This is a genomic window from Solirubrum puertoriconensis (genome assembly GCF_001483135.1).
Classification (GTDB): Bacteria; Bacteroidota; Bacteroidia; order Cytophagales; family Hymenobacteraceae; genus Solirubrum; species Solirubrum puertoriconensis.
In genome coordinates, this window is record NZ_LNAL01000002.1 from 1 (window position 1) to 18,222 (window position 18,222).

The following is an 18,222-nucleotide window of genomic DNA, read 5'->3' on the forward strand; positions in this document are numbered from 1 at the left end:
GCCATGAAGRGCGTGGGCGAGGTTATGGCCATCGGCAAAACCTTCGAGGAAGCCGTGCAAAAGGGCCTGCGCATGCTCGACACCGGCCGGCGCGGCTTCGTGGCCAACAAGCCCGAGCCCATCGACCTGGCGGACCTCGACCGGCTGCTGAGCGAGCCGAACGAGGAGCGCATCTTCGCCATCAACGAGGCCTTCCAGGCCGGCTACGACGTGGAGCGCGTGTACGAGCTGACGCGCATCGACCGGTGGTTTTTGCAGCGCCTCTACGGCATCTACCAGCTGAGCCTGCAGCTCGGTGAGAAGCGCCACGAGGGCGGCCTCGACGCCCTCGACACCGACCTGCTGCGCCAGGCCAAAAAGTCGGGCTTCTCGGACCAGCAATTGGCCGTGCAATTGCTCGGCCCGGCCGAGGTGAAGGCCAACGAAATGCTGGTGCGCGCCCGCCGCAAGGCCCTGGGCGTGCTGCCCGTCGTGAAGCAAATCGACACGCTGGCGGCCGAATTCCCGGCCCAGACCAACTACCTCTACCTGACCTACCACGGCACCGAAAACGACCTGGCGCCGGAAACCGACAAGTCGGTGGTGGTGCTGGGCTCGGGCGTGTACCGTATCGGCTCGTCGGTGGAGTTTGACTGGTGCGGCGTGAATGCGGCCCAGACGGTGAACGAGGAGGGCTACAAGTCCATCATCATCAACTACAACCCCGAAACCGTAAGCACCGACTACGACGTGTCAGACCGCCTGTACTTCGAGGAACTGAGCTACGAGCGGGTGATGGACATCCTGGACTTTGAGGCGCCGCAGGGCGTGATTCTGAGCACCGGCGGGCAGATTCCGAACAACATTGCCACCCGCCTGGAGCAGGCCGGCGCGCCCATCCTGGGCACCGCCGCCGCCCGCATCGACGAGGCCGAAAACCGCCACAAGTTCAGCAGCATCATGGACGAGCTGGGCATTGCTCAGCCGCGCTGGAGCGAGTTGACCACGATGGAGGCCATCTACGGCTTCGTGAAGGAAGTCGGCTTCCCGGTGCTGATCCGGCCGAGCTACGTGCTGTCGGGTGCGGCCATGAACGTGGTATCGAACCGGCAGGAGCTTGAGGAGTACCTGAAGCTGGCCGCCGAGGTCAGCGCCGAGTACCCGGTGGTGGTGTCGCAGTTCATCCAGGATGCCAAGGAAATCGAGCTGGACGCGGTGGCCGACAAGGGCGAAATCGTGTCGTACGCCATTTCGGAGCACGTGGAGTTTGCCGGCGTGCACTCGGGTGATGCCACCATGTACTACCCGCCGCAGCGCGTGTACGTGGGCACGGTGCGCAAGCTCAAGGTCATTGCCGAGAAGATTGCCCGGCGGTTCCAGATCAGCGGGCCGTTCAACATCCAGTTCCTAGAGAAAAACCGCGAAATCCGCGTCATCGAGTGCAACCTGCGCGCCTCCCGCAGCTTCCCGTTCGTGAGCAAGGTATCGGGCAACAACCTGATTAAGAAGGCCACGAAAGTGCTGCTGGGCCTGCCCGTGGAGCGCGACGCGAGCGAGTTGGTGTACGACCTGCCCTTCGTGGGCGTGAAGGCCTCGCAGTTCTCCTTTACCCGCCTGCAGGGCGCCGACCCGGTGCTGCGCGTGGACATGACGAGCACCGGCGAAGTGGGCTGCCTGGGTGACACGGCCGAGGAAGCGCTGCTGAAGTCCCTGCTGTCGGTGGGCTACCGCATTCCGGAGAAAACGGTGCTGATGTCCAGCGGCCCGCTGACGTCCAAAGTGGCCCTGCTGGAATCGGCCCAGGTGCTGGTGCAGCGCGGGTACACCATCTACGCCACGCACGGCACGCACAGCTTCTTCGCCGAAAACGGCGTGCCCAGCTCCCTGGTCTACTGGCCCGACGAGCTGCAGGAGCCCAACGCCCTGACCTACCTGCGCGAGCGGAAAATCGACCTGGTCATTAACATCCCGAAGAACACGACCAAGGGCGAGCTGGACAACGACTACAAAATCCGCCGCACGGCCGTCGACTTCAACATCCCGCTCATCACCAACGCCCGCCTGGCCAAAGCCTTCATCCACGCCTTCACTACGCTGAAGCTGCAGGATTTGAGCATCAAGAGCTGGAAGGAGTTCAAGGCGCAGGCAGTAGAGGCGTAGTTGGCCGCTGACATTCGAAAAGAAAGCACGTCAGCCGGAAAAGGCCGTCTGTCGTCATGCTGAGCTTGTCGAAGCATCTCTACTGCTTCGTTGTATGGCGTCAGCGCTGACCGACTGAAACCAGAACGTCATGCTGAGCGAAGCCGAAGCATCTTTACTGATAGTAACTCCTCTCGTGAGGACGACCCCAGTAGAGATGCTTCGACAAGCTCAGCATGACGTTCTAAAGTTTCGGCGGTTCTGCGTAACGTAGCCGCATGTACGTCTACATCCTGACCAACCCGACCCAAACCGTACTCTATATCGGCGTCACCAACGACCTGGCCCGCCGCCTTTATGAGCACAGCCAGGGCCGCGGCGACGCAAATAAGTTCACCGGCCGCTACCAAGCGGACTTACTGGTGTATTTCGAGCAGTGCCCGGATGCCAAGCAGGCCATTGCGCGGGAAAAGCAGTTGAAAGGCTGGACGCGGCAAAAGAAGGACGCGCTGATTGCCGCGTTCAATCCAACGTGGCAGGCTATTGATTTGGAAACGTGGGACGGTTAAGCAACCAACAATCGTTGTTATGTCTGAGGTAAGAGTTTACAGATCACGCAAGGCTTTCGACAGTCAAAAGCCCTCTTTGGCATTTGACACAAAAGGAATACACACTTTTCAAATAACGGAGTATACAAATTCTCGAAGCGTCAACAGCTATTGTTTTAAGCTTACAGTTGACGACAAAGAGTATGCATTCTGTTATGGTAAAATCCACAACAGGGATGAATGCTTAAGCCGATTAATTCTTGGAATTAAATCCATTCAGGAGCACAACATTCCTCTCGTAAACGTCATGCTATACTAGATAATCGGCCTTTGTGATTAGACCAACGAAGCGGTAGAGATGCTTCGACAAGCTCAGCATGACGGCCTTTTCTGTCTGCCGTTCTGAAATACCGTAGAACCACCTCATGAAAAAATTCACCTCGTTCGCCGACGTACCGGACTACCGCGCCCTGCTGCAACAGGCGCTGGAGATTAAGCAGAACCCCTTCGGCTACCAGCAGCTAGGCAAGAACAAGACCGTCGGGCTGATTTTCTTCAACCCCAGCCTGCGCACCCGGCTCAGCTCCATCAAGGCGGCCTACAACCTAGGGGCGCAAGCCTGGGTGCTCAACGCCGGCGCCGACTCTTGGACCCTGGAAATGGCCGACGGCGCGGTGATGAACGGCAGCACGCAGGAGCACATCAAGGAAGCCATTGCCGTGATGAGCCAGTACTGCGACGTGTTGGGCGTGCGCACCTTCCCCGGCCTCAAGGACCGCGACGAGGACTACAACGAGGTGGTCTTCAATAAGATTCTGCAGTACGCCACCGTGCCCGTCATCAGCCTGGAAAGCGCCACCCTGCACCCGCTGCAAAGCTTCGCCGACCTCATCACCGTGGCCGAAACCAAGCAGACCGAGCGCGTGAAAGTGGTCTTGACCTGGGCCCCGCATGTGCGCGCCCTGCCCCAATGCGTGCCCAACTCCTTTGCCGACTGGTTCTCGGAGGTAGACTGGGTAGACTTCGTCATCACCCACCCCGAAGGCTACGAGCTGGCCGAGCAGTTTACCAAGGGCGCCCGCATCGAGTACGACCAAGCCAAGGCCCTGGAAGGCGCCGACTACGTGTACGCCAAGAACTGGAGCAGCTACCGCAACTACGGGCAGGCCATCACCCAGGACCCGAGCTGGATGGTGGACGCCCGCCACATGGCCCTGACCAACAACGCGAAATTCATCCACTGCCTGCCCGTGCGCCGCAACGTGGAAGTTTCGGACGCCGTGCTCGACTCGCCCAACTCCTTGGTGGTGCAGGAGGCTGGCAACCGCGTATTCTCGATGCAAACGGTGCTGCACGAAATGCTGAAGTAGCCGCTTCTATCCTACTGCTGAAAACAAGAAAGCCGGACCTAGGTCCGGCTTTCTTGTTTGGTACATGGCAGCGCGCTGCGCCTAGGTGCTAGTGTCCTAAAGCGGGTCGGCGGTTACCTTAAATTTGGAATCGGCGCGCATGGTGATGTCCTGCGTTACGGCCGCCCGGATGCGTGCTTCGGTAGTGAGGGTGTAGCTCGAAGCCTTGATGTACTTATCGAGCTTGGCGCCGCTGGGCTGCAGATCGATGGTGCGCACGCCACGCGGAATTGAGCTAAGAGAGGCCAGGGGCACGCGGTCGTTCTGGTCGGTGCTGATGTAGATGGTGATGCTTTCGAGGAAGTCGAAGTTGGCGGTGTTGGGGTCGGTGATGGTGAGCGTGAGTTTGGTAAGGCTTACGTCCTTTACCAGGTCGGCGCGGGTGTCTTCGTTGCGGAAACGGTCTTCTGACTTGGTGGTAACCGAAACCGGCGCCACCGGAATAACCGAGCCGAAGGGCAGGTTGCTACCGGCAACCCGGATGTTCTGCGAGTCTTCGATGGTGAAGGTGAGGATCTTATCGAGTTTTTTGCAGGCAGCCGCCCCGATGAGCAGCGCAGCAGCGAAGAGCAGGAGGAAATTTCTCATGGCAGGTGAAGAAGAATGGGCGAAAATACGGTGCCCCGTTTCCGCTGGTTTGGCAGAAACGGGGCACCGAGCAATTTTCGTTCCGGAGTACTACAAGGCAATAATTAAATGCCATGTCGCGCCGGCAGCAAAACCATTTGCTAGCCGGCCCATTCGCGCACAATAAAGCGCTGCAACAACCACAAAAGCAGCGCACTGTTGCCCGCTATGCTAAGCACCAACGCTGCTTGGCGCACGCGGGGGTGGGTACTCGCCGTAGCCAGCACCACCATGGCGGCCAAGCCAAGCAATAAATAAGCAGTCAGCGTCCGGACGTGACCGTAGGTCCGGAAAAGCCCCAACCAGCATACTTCGGCGGCCAGCCACACCCAAAGCAAACGCTTGCAATCCAAACGTACCTGGCCGAGCACCCACCCAAGCAGCACCACAAAGAATGGCGAGGCAAATGCATAGCGGCTGAGGCTAGCCATAATGCCTCCTTTGGTAGCCACGGTAATGGTAGCCACGCCCGCTATATAAAGCATCGAGAATATCACCCCAAAAGGCAGTGAGGCCGCTTTGCTGGGTTGCAACAACAAGTAAGCAAGGTATAAAGCGCAGGCAACGGCCACCAGCAGCGCCAGCGACTCGTAGCGGGTCATCGTATCGCCACCCCAGCTAGACAAGGGCCACGCGGGCACCTGCAGGTGGTTGTTCCATCCTTCGCGCTGAGCCCGCACGAATGCCAGCCAGATACCGGTGTCGCGGTAGTGCACCCATAAGCTAATTAGCATGCCTGCAACCGAAGCCAGCACTCCACCTAGGGCTTGCCGCCATACCAACCGAGCGCCCTGATGACGCAACAGCCAAGCAGTGAGCAGCAAGGCCGGGACAAACATGAATGCTACCGAGCGCGTGCAGCTACACAGTAGCAGGCCTGCCCACGCCAATGGCATTTGCTGTTGGCGCCACCCGATTAGCGTTGCCGCGCCACCTACAAAAAACAGGGCCTCGCTGTAAGCCACGCCCATGAAAAACATCGACGGTATTGATAGCGCGAGCAGCTGTTGCCCCACCGGGAGGCGCCACGCTCGGGCCAAGGCCGCAAACGCCAGCACAAAGAGCCCTAGGTTGAGCACGCATATGCCAACCGTACCCAGCCCCGTAGCACGCCAAAGCAGCGGAAATGCCGGGAAGAAAGCCGTTCGGATGAGGTCGTAGCCCTGGTTGCAGATGAACAGGTAATGCTCGGCATCCCATTCTTGCAGTCCGCGCGCGGTAATGGGCTGTGCCCCTAGGTAGGGCAGCAGCACAGCCGCCAGCAGCACCATGCTGGCAGTATACAAGGCGGGCACCAGCAAGTAGCGCCAAAAGATGCCCGGCTTGCTGGCTTCGTCGGTGGCTTGTGCCGGGCCGATAATAGTACCGGACGCTGCGGTGGCAGCGTCCGGTACATTTGATTGTGACATACTATGCACTCTGGGTTAATCCATCATGTCGGCCGGTTTGGGGCCGGCGTGTGGGTAATCGGGGTTCCAGCTCATGGGGTAGCCGGTGTCTTCGTACTGAAGGGCCGTTTCGGTGAGGTAGAGCGGGCGGAAGGTGTCGACCATTACAGCCAGCTCGTGGGTTTCCTTTTTGCCGATGCTGGCCTCCACGGTGCCCGGGTGAGGGCCGTGTGGCAGCCCCGAGGGGTGCAAGGTAAACGAAGCCAGATCGACGCCGCGGCGCGACATGAAGTTGCCGGCCACGTAGTACAGCACCTCGTCGGAGTCGACGTTGCTGTGGTTGTAGGGCGCCGGAATGGCCTCGGGGTGGTAGTCGAACAGGCGCGGCACAAAGGAGCAGATCACGAAGTTGTGAGCCTCGAACTGCTGGTGCACGGGTGGCGGCTGGTGAATGCGGCCCGTAATCGGCTCGAAATCGTGGATGCTCATGGCGTACGGAAAAAAGTACCCGTCCCAGCCAACCACATCAAAAGGCGTGTGGGCATAAACTAGCTCGTGCAGGGCGCCTTCGCGCTTTACCAGCACGCGGTACTCGCCGCGGTCGTCGTCTTCGGTTACCAGCTCGTGCGGCGGCCGGATATCCCGCTCGCAGTAAGGCGAGTGCTCGAGCAGCTGCCCGAAGTGGTTGCGGTAGCGGCGGCAGGTTTCGACGGGGCTGAACGACTCGATGACGAGCAGCCGCACGGGCCCTTCTTCGAAGTGAAACTGGTGAATGATGGTGCGCGGAATCACCACGTAGTCGCCAGGCTCGAACGCGACTTTACCCAGCTGGCTCCACAGCTCGCCGCGGCCCTCGTGCACGAAGATGACCTCGTCGGCCAAGGCGTTTTTGTAGTAGTAGTCCATGCGCGTCTGCGAGGGGTTGCAGATGCTCAGGGCCACATCGGCGTTGGCCAGCAGGGTTTGGCGGGCGCCTAGGTAGTCGGTGCCGGTGCTGGTTTGGGGCAGCGTACGCAAGTGCGTGGGCTGCAGCGGGCGGTCCTTCAGCAGCTTGGGGCTGAAAGGCTGCGGCTCGCCCACGCGCTTAATCTGAGTGGGCGGGTTTTTATGGTACAGCAGCGACGACAAGCCCGAGAAGCCCAGCGTGCCCACCAGCTGCTCGGAGTAGAGCGAGCCATCGGGCTGACGGAACTGGGTGTGGCGCTTGCGCGGAATCTGACCTAGGCGGGTGTAATACGGCATAAGCAGATGAGAAACTGGGTGGGAATACGAGCAGATTGGGTAGCCGTGAAGGTACGAAAAAGGCCCGCCGACCGATGAATACGCTCCGGCTTTGGCTGCCGCTGCCATTCACGGGCATTCACATGATTGTGCTATGGCGCCCGCCCTGCCTGCGTGCTTAATTGCCTGAGTATTGCCGCTATTCTTTCGCTCACATACCGCTTTCAGCCATGACGCTACGCCTACGCTTGCCTTACGTTGTTGCGTTTCTGCTCTGCACGCTGGTGTTTACGGAACTGCACGAGCTGGCGCACCTCACGGTGGCCGGCCTGGTGTGCGGCTGCTACGGCCCGCGCGACTTCAACGTATGGGAAACCTGCGTCCAGTGCAGCAACCCCGAGCTAGGCTTTTTGGCCAGCGCTGCGGGGCCGCTGTTCTCGTACGCCATGATGTGGCTCGGCATGTGGGGCCTACGCTCGGCTAACCCGGTGCGGCGCGGCCTGGGCTTAACGCTGCTGTTTGCCAACCTGCCGTTTGCGCGCCTGCTCACGGTGGCCATGGGCGGCGGCGACGAGCTAACGCTGGTGCGCGCACTGGCAGGCAGCAGCGAAGCTTACGCCTTGTACCGCGGCATTGCCACCGCCGTGGTGTTCGCCCTAGGTGGCATTCCACTGATAGTGGCCCTGCGGCGCATCGGTAACCGCCGCGCATGGCTGTGGGTAGCAGGCCTTTGCGTGGCACCGCTGCTGTTCGAGTTCGGCTACCTGTTTCAGCTGATGAACGGCTTGCTCGAGCGCGGCACCTTGGCCGATGTGTGGTTTATGGGTACGCCGGGCCTAATTTGGGTGCACAGCCTCTTGGCCCTGATGTTGTTGCTGCTAATGCTGCCCTACTTGCCCAGTATTGATGCCAACGTAACCATCTCCAAAGGCACTCAGCTGATTACCGAGTCCGAAGCTGCGCCCGTAGCGGTGCGGGCCTAAACAGCCTGTATTCAACAAGCAATATTTATTCGCTTGGCTGCTTAAGCGCCAGCTTGGTGCTGCCGTTTTGCAGAGCACGCAGGGCCTGCTGCAGCTCTAGGTCCTGGTCGCGCATTACGGCGTAGTAGGCATCCTTGCCGTAGGCGCTGCGAGCCACGAGGGCTTTCAGCTGCACACGCAAGGCGGCAGCGCTGCGGCGCAGGCTCGCGGCATCGGTGCGTACGCCATCCTGCGCACCGCGGGCGGCCAAGGCTTGCAGCTGCACGTCGCTTACCTCGAAAGTGCGCGCAAACTGCTGCTGCGTCATTTGCTCCAGCTCGGGGCGGTGCTGCTGATACAGGTTTAGGGCAAACTCGCGCACCACGTTGGCCGCTTGCAGGCGAGCGTAGTAGCGGTTGTTTACGAGGGTATCGCGCGGCACAAACAAATCGGGCATAATGCCGCCGCCGCCGTACACGGTGCGCCCGTGCGAGGTACGGAAGCGCAGCTCGGGCGCGAAATGCACGCTATCGGCGTGAAAGGCTTCGCCGCGGGCGTAACGCTCCTGCAGCTCCCGGTCGTAGGCAGCCACGCCGTTGCGGTAGGGCTTCTGGATGGAGCGGCCCGAGGGCGTGTAGTAGCGCGCAATGGTCAGGCGCAGCTCCGAGCCATCGTTGAGGGTAATGGGCTGCTGCACCAAGCCTTTGCCAAAGGTGCGGCGGCCCACCAGCAAGGCGCGGTCGTGGTCTTGCAGGGCGCCGGCCAATACCTCGGAGGCCGAGGCGCTGCCTTCGTCGACGAGTACTACTAGCTGCCCGTCCTCAAACTCGCCCAACACGCGCGAAAACGTTTGGCTGTCGTATTGGTCGCCTTTGCCATCGGTGTACACGATTTTGCGCGTACCGGCAATAAACTCGTCGGCCACTTTGGTAGCGCGGTCGAGGTAGCCGCCGGGGTTGCCGCGCAGGTCGAGCACCAGCTTCTCCATTCCCTCGCGGCGCAGCCGACCTAGGGCCGCCTTAAACTCGTCGTAGGTGCCAGCAGCAAAGCGGCTGACTTTGATATAGCCCGTTTGCTCATCGATGAGGTAAGCCACATCAACTGAGCTATTCGGGATACGGTTGCGCGTGAGGGCAAACATCATGGGCCGCGTTTGGCCGCGGCGCAGCAACAGCAAGCGCACGGTGCTGCCACGTGGGCCCCGCAAGCGGGCAAATACGTGATCGGTGGTGTAGTGCTGGCCCGATACATTCTGGCCATCCACGGCCAAAATCCGGTCGCCTGGCTGCATGCCGGCTTGCTCGGCGGGCCCGCCGCTCAGCGGCGATACCACCGTTACCGTGTCGCGAAACAGGTTAAACTCCACCCCTACCCCATCGTAGTCGCTCTGCAAGAAAGCAGCGGCCTGCTGTTGCTCTTTGGCCGGAATGTAGGTGGAGTGCGGATCGAGGCGCTCGAGCAGGCGCTTGATGGCGTAGTCCGATAGCTCCTCGGCGTTAACCGAATCGACGTACTCGCGGTCGACGTAGCTCAGGATTTCCTTGAACTTAAGGTACCCACGCGCGGTGGCGTCGGGGTTTTGCTCCGAAGGCCGAAACGGGTTGGCACCCAAGAGCACACCGCAAGCCAATGCTGCGCTCAACAGTATGGGCTGCCGCCAACGCGCCCACACGCTTCGCTTACGCGCGGCCACAACAGGCTGAGAGGCTTCGAGCCCTGAAGCGAGTTTCATCTGTTAGTGGAGCGGGTAAATGTGAGCAATAAGCGACGGGTAAGCCAACGGATACTACTCAAAAATACTACAACTATTCCAAGACAACGGGGTAGCAGATGCAGACATTCTTATTTTCTAATAAAAAGACAAATTAACATTATATAAACGCAAATTCAACCGCATTAACCCGTAACTATAAGTAAAAATACCCTAGGTGCTGAGACACCGACTCAAGCTGAGGAGCAGCCACGAAATAGCACATTTCCGTAACCTCGGGCATTCGAGCCTGTTGGGCTCAAAACGGCACAAAAGCGACAACTCCCAGACTTGGTGAGCAAGCCTGGGCGCCGGGGTGGTACCGCCGTGGCGGCTATTGCCGCACTAACTTCAGGCGGCTTACCTGCGCACCTTGCTGCAGCACGAGCACGTAGGTGCCCGCGGCCAATTTGCCCGCGCCTACCACCTCAACTTCGGAGGTGCCTACTGCCAGCTGTGCTTGTTGTTGCAGCACCTTCCGACCTAGGGCATCGGATACCACCAGGGTAGCGGGGCCCGGCACAGGCGTGCGTACCTGCAGCGTCAGCCCATCGGCACCGAAAGGCAGCGGCCACGCCACAGCGGCAAAGGTTGCTAGCGCACCCACCCGCACGGTGCGCACCGGCGAAAGGTGCTCGGTACCATCGGCATCAATCTGGCGCAGGCGGTAGTACACCAGCTCGGCGCCGTAGTTAAGCAGGCGGGCATCGGTGTACTGGTACTCGGTGCGCTGGGTGCGGTTGCCGGCCCCGGCCACGGTGCCCAGGTGCTGAAAAGTGCTGCCGTCGGCGCTACCCTCTACCTCGAAGCGGTTGTTGTTGCGCTCCGTGGCTGTGGCCCACCGCAGCCAAGCGGCATCGTTGCGGCGCTCGGCCGTAAAACTGATCAGCTCAACTGGCAAGGGGTTTTGCGCCGTCGAAACCGTCCAGCGCGAAAACTGCGTGGCATCAACGCTAATGCTGCGCGTGGCCGTGGCATTGCTGGCGGCCCCAACGGCCTCCCACCGATTGGCGTTGGGGCTGGTTTCGCGCCAGGCTACGGCTTTGCTGAAGTCGGTAATCTGGTTGTCGTTGTCGGAGAGCCAGCCGAGGGTAAGTTGCACAGGCGCGGTGGGTTGCTGCGTGGGCTGTATGCTCCAGATCTGGTCGATGCCCTTTAGAGCGGCGTTTTGCGGGTGCACGGCGTAGCTGGTGTGCATGGTTTGCAGCCCCGCCGCGCGGGTAGCAATTACAGCACCTAGGTTTTGCCCACGAGGGTTGATGCGCAAGCCGGGCCCAAAATCGACGGCGGTGCTGCCGCTCACGGCGCGGCTGATTTGCAGGTTGCCCTGTACGTAGCGGCCCACTTGCTCGCCCGTAACCGTAGCCCCATCGGGCAAAATTACCTTGGCGGCCGCGGCGGTTTGCACCATGCCGTTGCTAAGCGTAAGCTGGTTGCTGATGGTGAGGTCGGCGGGCACTTGCACGGTGTTTTGGCCGGCCGTGGTTTTGTCGATGGTGAGGCGGTAGAGCGTGGCCCCGCCAGCGGCCAAAGTTTGGTCGGCAGCGCCGTTGAGCACTACCGTACCCGAGCCCGGCACCACGGTGCCGGTGTTGGTAAGGTTGCCTTGCACCGTAAGCGTACCCGCACCTAGGGCCAGCGTGCCGGTATTTTGCACCGCACCGGCCGAGTACAGCGTGGCCCCATCGCCGATGTACAGCGTGGTTCCAGCTTGGGTCGTTAGCTGCGCCAAGGCCGCGCCGGGCGCCAATAAGGCCAAACCAAGGAGGGGTAAAAAGTGCTTCATGCAGGCAAAACAGAGCGGGAGCGATATACAAACGGAGCAAGCCCAAGCAGCTTGCTCCGCGGGGCTGCGGCAAGGCATAGCACATCAGCCCGACAAAACTCGCTTTTACAAGCCATAAATGCATTAGATAAATTGAATATTTATAAAACCGAACGGCAACTCTCTCGGCTCATAGGAGCCGTACCGTTTGCCGTTCATTAACCCAACTACCAGCCCTAGGTGCGGCGCCCACTTTTGCGAGCTGCACCTACTGCCAACCGGCTGCCGTATCTTTGCCGCGGCTGCGCCACCTAGGCACGGCTTGTTTTCGGCTCATTTTCAAGCTCCTTATGGCCCGCCTTCTTGCCATCGATTACGGCCACAAGCGCGTGGGCCTGGCCGTGACGGACCCGCTGCAACTTATTGCCACGCCGCTCGACACGATTCATAGCCAGGACTTGTTCCCTTTCGTGAAGAAGTACCACCAGCAGGAGCAGCTAGCGGGCATCGTTATCGGCATGCCGCGCACGCTGATGAACGAAGCTACCGACTCGACCTCGGCCGTGGTGGGCGTGGTGCGTAAGCTGCGCCGCGAGCTGCCCGATGTGCCCGTGCACGAGGTGGACGAGCGGTTTACCTCGCGCATGGCGCACCAAGCCATGCGCGACGGCGGCCTGGGCCAAAAAGCCCGCCGCGACAAAGCCTTGGTGGACCGCGTAAGCGCCACCATCATTCTGCAATCTTTTCTTGACTCTCGCCCTGTATGATTTACCCCATCGTTGCCTACGGTGACCCGGTGCTGAAAGCCCGCGCCAAGGACATCCCGGCCGATTTTTCGGCGGAGGAGCTGCAAAAGCTCATCGCCGATATGTACGAAACCATGTACTACGCCCACGGCGTAGGCCTTGCAGCGCCGCAAATCGGCAAAGGCGTCCGTCTGTTCGTTATTGATTCGGAGCCGATGGTGGATGACGACGAGGACGACGATGCCCCCGCCGAAACCGGCGTGAAGCGGGCCTTCATCAACCCCGTAATGATCAAGGAAAGCGGCGAAGAGTGGCCTTTTGAGGAGGGCTGCCTGAGCATTCCGGGCGTGCGCGAACGGGTATTCCGCAAGCCCGATATCATCATCCGCTACGAAGACGAAAACCGCCAAGTGCACGAAGAAGGCTTTTCGGGCATGACGGCGCGCGTAATTCAGCACGAGTACGACCACCTCGAGGGCGTGCTGTTCACCGACAAAATTTCGGCGTTCAAAAAGCAGCTGATCAAGAGCAAGCTGATGCGTATTGCCAAAGGCGATGCCAAAGCCGACTACCGTATGCGCTTTGCCGGCCAGCGCGGCCGCTAAACCCTAGGTTGATTTAAGCCTGAAACGCCCGGCCATGCCGGGCGTTTTTGCGTTCTTTAGGCTCCTGCTTTGTGCCATATCAAATGGTTATGCTGCTGCGGCGCGCTTCGCCTTTTCTGCTGACTGCCTTGCTGTGGCTGCTACCGCCGCAGCCCCAAAGCCACGCGTGGGGCTTTTTTGCGCATCGCAGCATCAACCGCCTGGCCGTGTTTACGCTGCCGCCCGAAATGATCGGGTTCTACAAAAGCCGCATTGAGTACCTCACGGTGCAGGCCACCCGCCCCGACTCGCGCCGTACCGTGGTGGCGGGCGAAGCCCCTCGGCACTTCATTGACTTGGACGTGTACGGCGACTCGGCTGCGTACAAGCTACCCCGCTCCTACGCCGATGCCGTGGCCCGCTTTGGCGAAGACTCGCTTTTGCGCCACGGCATTGTGCCCTGGCACGTAGCGCGCATGAAAGGGCAGCTCACCGAGGCCTTCCGCACCCGCGACGCCGAACGCATCATCAGTCTCTCGGCCGACCTAGGGCACTACATTGCCGATGCCTGCGTGCCGCTGCACACCACCCGCAATTACAACGGCCAACTTACCAACCAGCGCGGCATTCACGGTTTGTGGGAGTCGCGCCTACCCGAGCTGCTGGCCACCGGTTACGATTTCTTTACTGGTCCGGCGCCTTACCTCGAGTACCCCACCGGCACCATTTGGGCAACCGTAGCCCGCTCCAATGCCGCCGTCGATTCGGTTTTGCGTTTCGAGAGCGAGCTGACGCGCAAGCTACCCGCCGACCGCAAGTACAGCTACGAAGAGCGCAATGGCCACACCTCGCGGGTGTACTCCCAAGAGTTCAGCCGCGAGTACCATCAGCGCCTGAGCGGGCAAGTAGAGCGGCAAATGCGCTTGGCCGCGCGGCTCACGGGGGCGTTTTGGTACACCTGTTGGGTTGATGCCGGCCAACCCGACCTTAACCACATGCCCCGCCTCACCGAAGCCCAGATGCGCCAACTGGCTTTGCAAGCCCAGCAAGAGCAAACCGCCCCAGCTACCGACACCCACGGCCACGTCGACTAAGCGCAATTCAACTGCCTAGGTTATCAGGGTTCGGCAAGTAAATGACAGGGGATACAGAACTTTGCTTGGCGGCTTCAACAGCTCCGCCTCTGCTGCTAATTCGATTATGAAAGCCTTCCTCACCATTGCCCTGCTCTGCGTTTCCAACCTGTTCATGACGTTTGCCTGGTACGGGCACCTGTACTTCAAGAAGCTGCCGTGGTTTGCCAAAACGGGCATCGTGGGCGTGGTGCTGCTCAGCTGGGGGCTGGCATTTTTCGAGTACGTGTTTCAGGTGCCCGCCAACCGCATCGGCTTCGAGGCCAACGGCGGCCCCTACAACCTGTTTCAGCTGAAGGTTATTCAGGAGGTGATTTCGCTCACGGTGTTCACGCTGTGCGCCGTGTACGTGTTCAAATCCGACAAGCTGGCCTGGAACCACCTGCTGGGCTTTGTGCTGCTGGTAGCGGCGGTGTATGTCATTTTCAAGAAATGGTAGGCTAGGCTGGTTCGAGCAACTGAGCCATTTGTTTTAAGTGTTCAACCAAGCAGAGTGTATATTTTTACCTCAATGAACAGCCTCGTTGCTTGTGCTAAGAACCCAACAGTAAGCCGCAAATCACCATCCAGCAGCTACATGATAGCCAGCGCATAAGTTTAGGTTAAAACAGCAGAGGCACAGGCAACAACCCCGACCGCAGGCGTGCGTAGGTAGGCCGTTGCCCTTCCTTTCCTCTCCTGTTGTATATGCCTCGCTTTTTACGCCTCGTTGCAGGCTTTCTTCTTTCTTTTTGTGTTCTGACTGGCAGCGCCGCCGCCCAACGGGTGGGCGTGGTACTTTCGGGTGGCGGGGCTAAGGGCCTTGCCCACGTGGGCGTGCTGAAGGTGCTCGAGCAAAACGGCATCCCCATCGATTATATCGTGGGCACGAGCATGGGCTCGGTGGTGGGGGCGTTGTACTCGGCCGGGTACTCGCCGCGCGAAATCGAGCAGATTGTCATTCAGCCCGAGTTTCAGTATTGGGTATCGGGCAAGCAACCCGCCGACCGCACCTTTAACTACCTCACCGCCGACCCCAACCCCTCGTCGCTACACGTGGGGCTGGCCGTCGATTCGTCGTTCCGGACGCGGGTTACGCCCAACCTCATCAACGACGTGAACCTGAACTTTGTGCTGGCCAAGATGCTGGCGCCGGCCGGGGCCATTTCGGGCTACAACTTCGATAAGCTGTTTGTGCCGTTCCGGTGCCTGGCTGCCGAGGTATTCACGCGCAACCAGGTAATTCAGCGCGAAGGCTCGATTTCCGATGCGGTGCGCAACTCCATGGCCGTGCCGCTGGTATTCCGGCCCATTCGCAACCCCGATGGCCGCTACCTGTTCGATGGCGGCATCTACAACAACTTCCCCACCGATGTGATGCGCTCCGAGTTCAAGCCCGATGTCATCATTGGGGTGAACGTGGGCGACGTGGCCTACAAGAAGTACCCCTTCGGCAAGGACGACGAGCTGCTGCTGGGCTCCATCGTGTTTCTGGGTGCCGACGTGGCCGACACCTTGGCCGTGGGTAAGAATGGCGTGTTCATTCAGCCCGACCTGGAGGGCTTTGGGGCTACCGACTTTGCCCGGGTGCGCGAGCTGATTGACTTAGGCGAAAAGGCCGCCACTGCCAAGCTGCCCCAGGCGCTGCAGCGCATTCAGCGCCGGCAGGATACGCTGGAGCTAGCAAAGCGCCGCCAAGGCTTTCAGCAGCAGGCGCCGCAGCCGCGGTTTGCCCGCGTGGGGGTGCAGGGCCTCAACGATCAGCAAGCGGCCTTTGTGCGGCGCTTTTTCCGGCGCGACGGCAGCACCTACACCATCGACGATATCGAGGAGGGCTACTACCGCCTCGCAGCCGACGACTTTTTCCGGAACGTGTACCCGCGCATCCGCTACGACCGCACCTCCGAGGGCTACGTGTTTCAGGTGGATGCGCGCCAGAACAACAACCTTTCGGGCGAAGTGGGCTTCGTGCTGAGCTCGCGCCCCATCGATAACTTTTACCTGGGGCTGGAATACCGCTACCTACGGCGCTTTCTGTACCAGGCTTCGGCCAGCGTAAACATCGGCCGCTTCTACAACGCGGCGCGTGGTTCGTTTCGCATCAATGTGCCGGCACGCTACTCCTACTACCTCGAGCCGACCATCATTTACAACCAGTGGAACTACCAGAAAACCGGGGGCCTGCTGGGGCGCGACGTGGTGAGCACGCAGGTGCGTCAGCAGGATTTGAAGGCCGGCGTGCAACTGGGCTTCAGCCCGAACTACCGCAGCCGCATTTTGCTCGAAGGCGCTTGGTTTACACGGCAGGATGAATATGCCAATGTAAACGAGATATCGAACACCGACCGCCTCGACGAAACCGATTTTACGGGCTACACCGCCGCCGCGCAGTTTGCCCGCAACTCCCTCAACCGCAAACAGTACGCTACCAGCGGCCGCCGGGCGGTGTTTACCACGCGCCTGGTGTACGGCCGCGAGCAGCTGACGCCCGGCACTACCTCGCTCATCGAGGAGGAGCGCGAGCGGTACTTACGCTGGCTGCAGATCCGCGCCTTCACGGAGCAGTTCTTCCCGCTGAAAAACGAAAAGCAGAGCTGGGGCTACTTCGGCGAGGTGATGATTAGCGGGCAGCCGCGCTTTTACAACTACCGCTCGTCGGTTACGGCTGCGCCCATTTTTGCGCCCTTGCCCGACTCGCGCACGTTGTTTTTGGAGAACTACCGCTCGGCGCGCTACGTGGCCGCGGGCTTGCGCTTCAACCAAGGCGTAATAGGCAAGCTCGAATGGCGCACCGAGGCCTATGTGCACGTGCGGCACCAGCCCTTGCGCATGGGCGACAACCAGGAAGCCGAACGCAACGGCCGCTTTTCGGTGGAGCGCCCGCGCCTAACGGCCAGCACCGGCCTGGTGTACCAAACGCCCGTGGGGCCGCTGGCCGTGCACGTTATTCACTACGACGACTCGGCCAAGCGCTGGGGGGTGTTTGGGCACATTGGCTACCTGCTGTTCCAAAGCCGAGCTCTGGAATAGCGCTTCAACCCGTAGCTGAAAGCACCTGCTCATTAATGCCAAACGGCCCTAGGTTCAATTCGAACCTAGGGCCGTTTGGCATTTGGATGGCCGCCTCATAGTTAACACAACTTTGAATTACAACTTTTTGTCTTGTGAAAATTATGTGATTGCGCCAGGGCATAGGCACCGGGTACCTTAGCTGACGAAACCGAACCCCATACCACCTTCGCTATGAAAACTTTCCGCTTTGCCCTCGCCGCCCTCCTGCTCGCCGGCACTCTCAGCACCGCCTCCGTAGCGCAGTCGCGCGAGATTTACGAGAACCCGCAGTTCAAGACCCTTGCGCAAAAGCACAAGCAACTGGCCATTCTGCCCTTTGCCGTTACCATGACGACGAAGAAACTGCCCAAGGGCGTAACGCAGGAGCAGGTGCACCAGCAAGAAATGCAAGAGGGCAAAAATGTGCAGAGTGCCCTGCACACCTACTTCCTGAAACACCAAAGCTCCGACAACTTCACGGTGACGTTCCAGGACATCAACAAAACCAACTCCCTGCTCTCGAAGGCGGGCATCACGCCCGAAAACATCAGCGGCAAAACCTCGGAAGAGCTGGCCACGCTGCTCGGGGTTGATGGCGTGGTGTCGGGCACGTTCGTGACGGACAAACCCCTCTCCGACGGCGCGGCCGTGGCCATGGCCGTGCTGGTGGGCGTATCGGGCCCCACCAACTCGGGCCGCACCAGCATCAGCATCAACGACGGCGCCACGGGCGAGCTGCTTTGGAAGTACGACAAGGCCCTGTCGCGCGGCCTCGGCTCCGATACCAGCACCATCATCAACGCCATTATGCGCAAGTGCTCCAAGATGTTCCCCTACGCCAAATCGTAAGGCCTGAGCACCTAGGGCCACGTTGCCCACACGAGCGAAACGCCCGGGTTGCCAACGCAGCTCGGGTGTTTCGCTTTTGGGCGGGCTGCCGA

Annotated in this window: 15 protein-coding genes; 10 read left to right on the plus strand and 5 right to left on the minus strand. The window is 60.3% G+C overall.

Features of this window, described 5'->3' with window-relative positions; genetic code table 11:
• The 3 genes from carB to ASU33_RS00030 all read left to right on the plus strand — a co-directional run.
• The coding region (gene carB, locus ASU33_RS00020) for a carbamoyl-phosphate synthase large subunit (RefSeq protein ID WP_059066894.1) at nucleotides 1–2,139 on the plus strand (2,139 nt) is incomplete at its 5' end.
• A gap of 257 nt (nucleotides 2,140–2,396) precedes the next feature.
• Nucleotides 2,397–2,687, plus strand: coding sequence for a GIY-YIG nuclease family protein (locus ASU33_RS00025; RefSeq protein WP_059066896.1), 291 nt, complete (start codon nucleotides 2,397–2,399; stop codon nucleotides 2,685–2,687).
• Between the two features lie 404 nt (nucleotides 2,688–3,091).
• Nucleotides 3,092–4,036 carry an N-acetylornithine carbamoyltransferase gene (locus tag ASU33_RS00030; protein WP_059066898.1) on the plus strand — a complete coding sequence of 315 codons (945 nt, stop codon included), beginning with the start codon at nucleotides 3,092–3,094 and terminating at the stop codon, nucleotides 4,034–4,036.
• A gap of 96 nt (nucleotides 4,037–4,132) precedes the next feature.
• Here the strand turns inward: ASU33_RS00030 and ASU33_RS00035 are convergent, their stop codons facing one another.
• The 3 genes from ASU33_RS00035 to ASU33_RS00045 form a co-directional block, all read right to left on the minus strand.
• Complete coding sequence (locus ASU33_RS00035; protein ID WP_059066900.1) at nucleotides 4,133–4,663, minus strand: hypothetical protein; 531 nt, start codon at nucleotides 4,661–4,663, stop codon at nucleotides 4,133–4,135.
• A gap of 140 nt (nucleotides 4,664–4,803) precedes the next feature.
• Complete coding sequence (locus ASU33_RS00040) at nucleotides 4,804–6,111, minus strand: hypothetical protein (protein WP_059066902.1); 1,308 nt, start codon at nucleotides 6,109–6,111, stop codon at nucleotides 4,804–4,806.
• Between the two features lie 15 nt (nucleotides 6,112–6,126).
• Nucleotides 6,127–7,332 carry a homogentisate 1,2-dioxygenase gene (locus tag ASU33_RS00045; RefSeq protein WP_059066904.1) on the minus strand — a complete coding sequence of 402 codons (1,206 nt, stop codon included), beginning with the start codon at nucleotides 7,330–7,332 and terminating at the stop codon, nucleotides 6,127–6,129.
• A gap of 209 nt (nucleotides 7,333–7,541) precedes the next feature.
• On the opposite strand from ASU33_RS00045, the gene ASU33_RS00050 reads away from it, so the two are divergent.
• Complete coding sequence (locus ASU33_RS00050; protein WP_059066906.1) at nucleotides 7,542–8,294, plus strand: hypothetical protein; 753 nt, start codon at nucleotides 7,542–7,544, stop codon at nucleotides 8,292–8,294.
• Between the two features lie 25 nt (nucleotides 8,295–8,319).
• Here ASU33_RS00050 and ASU33_RS00055 read toward each other — a convergent pair whose 3' ends face one another.
• Both ASU33_RS00055 and ASU33_RS00060 read right to left on the minus strand, forming a co-directional pair.
• Nucleotides 8,320–10,005 (minus strand): S41 family peptidase, encoded by a 1,686-nt coding sequence (locus ASU33_RS00055; RefSeq protein WP_078062735.1) that lies wholly within the window; start codon nucleotides 10,003–10,005, stop codon nucleotides 8,320–8,322.
• Nucleotides 10,006–10,357: 352 nt separating this feature from the next.
• Entirely contained in the window at nucleotides 10,358–11,809 is a 1,452-nt protein-coding gene (locus ASU33_RS00060) for a T9SS type A sorting domain-containing protein (protein ID WP_059066908.1), read from the minus strand.
• 329 nt (nucleotides 11,810–12,138) lie between these two features.
• On the opposite strand from ASU33_RS00060, the gene ruvX reads away from it, so the two are divergent.
• The 6 genes from ruvX (at nucleotide 12,139) to ASU33_RS00090 (ending at nucleotide 18,130) form a co-directional block, all read left to right on the plus strand.
• The gene (gene ruvX, locus ASU33_RS00065; protein WP_059067018.1) at nucleotides 12,139–12,555 is read left to right on the plus strand and encodes a Holliday junction resolvase RuvX; all 417 of its coding nucleotides are present in this window, start codon (nucleotides 12,139–12,141) and stop codon (nucleotides 12,553–12,555) included.
• Nucleotides 12,552–13,139: a peptide deformylase gene (def, locus tag ASU33_RS00070; RefSeq protein ID WP_059066910.1), complete on the plus strand. Its 588-nt coding sequence runs from the start codon at nucleotides 12,552–12,554 to the stop codon at nucleotides 13,137–13,139. The genes ruvX and def overlap by 4 nt, the downstream gene beginning before the upstream one ends.
• 71 nt (nucleotides 13,140–13,210) lie before the next feature.
• Nucleotides 13,211–14,212 carry a zinc dependent phospholipase C family protein gene (locus ASU33_RS00075; protein ID WP_286130377.1) on the plus strand — a complete coding sequence of 334 codons (1,002 nt, stop codon included), beginning with the start codon at nucleotides 13,211–13,213 and terminating at the stop codon, nucleotides 14,210–14,212.
• Nucleotides 14,213–14,318: 106 nt separating this feature from the next.
• Complete coding sequence (locus ASU33_RS00080) at nucleotides 14,319–14,690, plus strand: DMT family protein (protein WP_059066911.1); 372 nt, start codon at nucleotides 14,319–14,321, stop codon at nucleotides 14,688–14,690.
• 248 nt (nucleotides 14,691–14,938) lie between these two features.
• Entirely contained in the window at nucleotides 14,939–17,260 is a 2,322-nt protein-coding gene (locus ASU33_RS00085) for a patatin-like phospholipase family protein (protein WP_078062736.1), read from the plus strand.
• Nucleotides 17,261–17,473: 213 nt separating this feature from the next.
• Nucleotides 17,474–18,130: a hypothetical protein gene (locus tag ASU33_RS00090; RefSeq protein WP_059066915.1), complete on the plus strand. Its 657-nt coding sequence runs from the start codon at nucleotides 17,474–17,476 to the stop codon at nucleotides 18,128–18,130.
• The last annotated feature ends 92 nt before the right edge of the window (nucleotides 18,131–18,222 follow it).

Excerpts from the sequence above, each read along its gene's own strand:
- ASU33_RS00085 (WP_078062736.1), top strand. The coding sequence starts at position 14,939 with ATGCCTCGCTTTTTACGCCTCGTTGCAGGCTTTCTTCTTTCTTTTTGT.
- ASU33_RS00080 (WP_059066911.1), top strand. The coding sequence starts at position 14,319 with ATGAAAGCCTTCCTCACCATTGCCCTGCTCTGCGTTTCCAACCTGTTC.
- ASU33_RS00060 (WP_059066908.1), bottom strand. The coding sequence starts at position 11,809 with ATGAAGCACTTTTTACCCCTCCTTGGTTTGGCCTTATTGGCGCCCGGC.
- ASU33_RS00035 (WP_059066900.1), bottom strand. The coding sequence starts at position 4,663 with ATGAGAAATTTCCTCCTGCTCTTCGCTGCTGCGCTGCTCATCGGGGCG.
- ASU33_RS00025 (WP_059066896.1), top strand. The coding sequence starts at position 2,397 with ATGTACGTCTACATCCTGACCAACCCGACCCAAACCGTACTCTATATC.
- ruvX (WP_059067018.1), top strand. The coding sequence starts at position 12,139 with ATGGCCCGCCTTCTTGCCATCGATTACGGCCACAAGCGCGTGGGCCTG.
- ASU33_RS00050 (WP_059066906.1), top strand. The coding sequence starts at position 7,542 with ATGACGCTACGCCTACGCTTGCCTTACGTTGTTGCGTTTCTGCTCTGC.
- ASU33_RS00045 (WP_059066904.1), bottom strand. The coding sequence starts at position 7,332 with ATGCCGTATTACACCCGCCTAGGTCAGATTCCGCGCAAGCGCCACACC.
- ASU33_RS00055 (WP_078062735.1), bottom strand. The coding sequence starts at position 10,005 with ATGAAACTCGCTTCAGGGCTCGAAGCCTCTCAGCCTGTTGTGGCCGCG.
- ASU33_RS00040 (WP_059066902.1), bottom strand. The coding sequence starts at position 6,111 with ATGTCACAATCAAATGTACCGGACGCTGCCACCGCAGCGTCCGGTACT.
- def (WP_059066910.1), top strand. The coding sequence starts at position 12,552 with ATGATTTACCCCATCGTTGCCTACGGTGACCCGGTGCTGAAAGCCCGC.
- ASU33_RS00030 (WP_059066898.1), top strand. The coding sequence starts at position 3,092 with ATGAAAAAATTCACCTCGTTCGCCGACGTACCGGACTACCGCGCCCTG.
- ASU33_RS00090 (WP_059066915.1), top strand. The coding sequence starts at position 17,474 with ATGAAAACTTTCCGCTTTGCCCTCGCCGCCCTCCTGCTCGCCGGCACT.